The following is a 1,627-nucleotide window of genomic DNA, read 5'->3' on the forward strand; positions in this document are numbered from 1 at the left end:
GGATTGGTTTGGGCGGTTCTTCGCCGGTACGGGAATATCAACCCGTTGTCCATCGACTACGCCTGTCGGCCTCGCCTTAGGTCCCGACTTACCCAGGGAAGATTAGCTTGACCCTGGAACCCTTGGTCTTTCGGAGGACGTGTTTCTCACACGTCATTCGCTACTCATGCCTGCATTCTCACTCGTGTGGCCTCCACGGCTGGATCACTCCGCCGCTTCGCTGGCCACACGACGCTCTCCTACCCATCAACACGGCTGGACCACGAAGGCCTGCCAAAAGTGTCAATGCCGCAACTTCGGTGGTGTGCTTGAGCCCCGTTACATTGTCGGCGCGGAATCACTTGACCAGTGAGCTATTACGCACTCTTTCAAGGGTGGCTGCTTCTAAGCCAACCTCCTGGTTGTCTAAGCAACTCCACATCCTTTCCCACTTAGCACACGCTTTGGGACCTTAGTTGGCGATCTGGGTTGTTTCCCTCTCGACTATGAAGCTTATCCCCCACAGTCTCACTGCTGCGCTCTCACTTACCGGCATTCGGAGTTTGGCTGACGTCAGTAACCTGGTAGGGCCCATCGGCCATCCAGTAGCTCTACCTCCGGCAAGAAACACGCAACGCTGCACCTAAATGCATTTCGGAGAGAACCAGCTATCACGAAGTTTGATTGGCCTTTCACCCCTATCCACAGCTCATCCCCTCAGTTTTCAACCTAAGTGGGTTCGGCCCTCCACGACGTCTTACCGTCGCTTCAGCCTGGCCATGGATAGATCACTTCGCTTCGGGTCTAGGACACGCGACTGAATCGCCCTATTCAGACTCGCTTTCGCTACGGCTACCCCACACGGGTTAACCTCGCCACGTATCGCTAACTCGCAGGCTCATTCTTCAAAAGGCACGCCGTCACCCCAGCTGAGGAGGCTCCGACGGTTTGTAAGCAAACGGTTTCAGGTACTATTTCACTCCCCTCCCGGGGTACTTTTCACCTTTCCCTCACGGTACTTGTCCGCTATCGGTCATCTGGGAGTATTTAGGCTTATCAGGTGGTCCTGACAGATTCACACGGGATTTCTCGGGCCCCGTGCTACTTGGGATCCCCACCACGCCAGAACACGCATTTCAACTACAGGGCTGGCACCTTCTCTGGCCGGCCATTCAAGACCGTTCGTCTATACGCTTCTGTCACGTCGAACCCTCGGCAGAAGGTTCAAGCGGGTCCCACAACCCCGAACGTGCAACGCCTGCCGGCTATCACACACGCCCGGTTTAGCCTCTTCCGCTTTCGCTCGCCACTACTCACGGAATCACTGTTGTTTTCTCTTCCTGTGGGTACTGAGATGTTTCACTTCCCCACGTTCCCTCTACCCGCCCTATATATTCAGGCGGGAGTCACCAGGTCGCACAAGTACGCCTGGCGGGGTTTCCCCATTCGGAAATCCACGGATCAAAGCTCGCTTATCAGCTCCCCGAGGCTTATCGCAGATTGCTACGTCCTTCTTCGGCTCCAGATGCCAAGGCATCCACCGTTTGCTCTTAAAGACTTGAAATCACATGAGCCATAAAACAAATGTTCTATGTTCGCTTCTTTAAGATGCTCGCGTCCACTGTGTAGTTCTCAAAGTACGGGCGGC

At 54.9% G+C, this 1,627-nt stretch carries 1 rRNA gene (cut by a window edge); it reads right to left on the reverse strand.

Features of this window, described 5'->3' with window-relative positions:
* Positions 1 to 1,543: ribosomal RNA gene (locus ACWDR7_RS12930) — 23S ribosomal RNA — on the reverse strand; it reaches 1,628 nt to the left of the window's first position.
* Positions 1,544 to 1,627 lie beyond the last annotated feature (84 nt).

This window comes from Microbacterium sp. NPDC003461 (genome assembly GCF_053588335.1).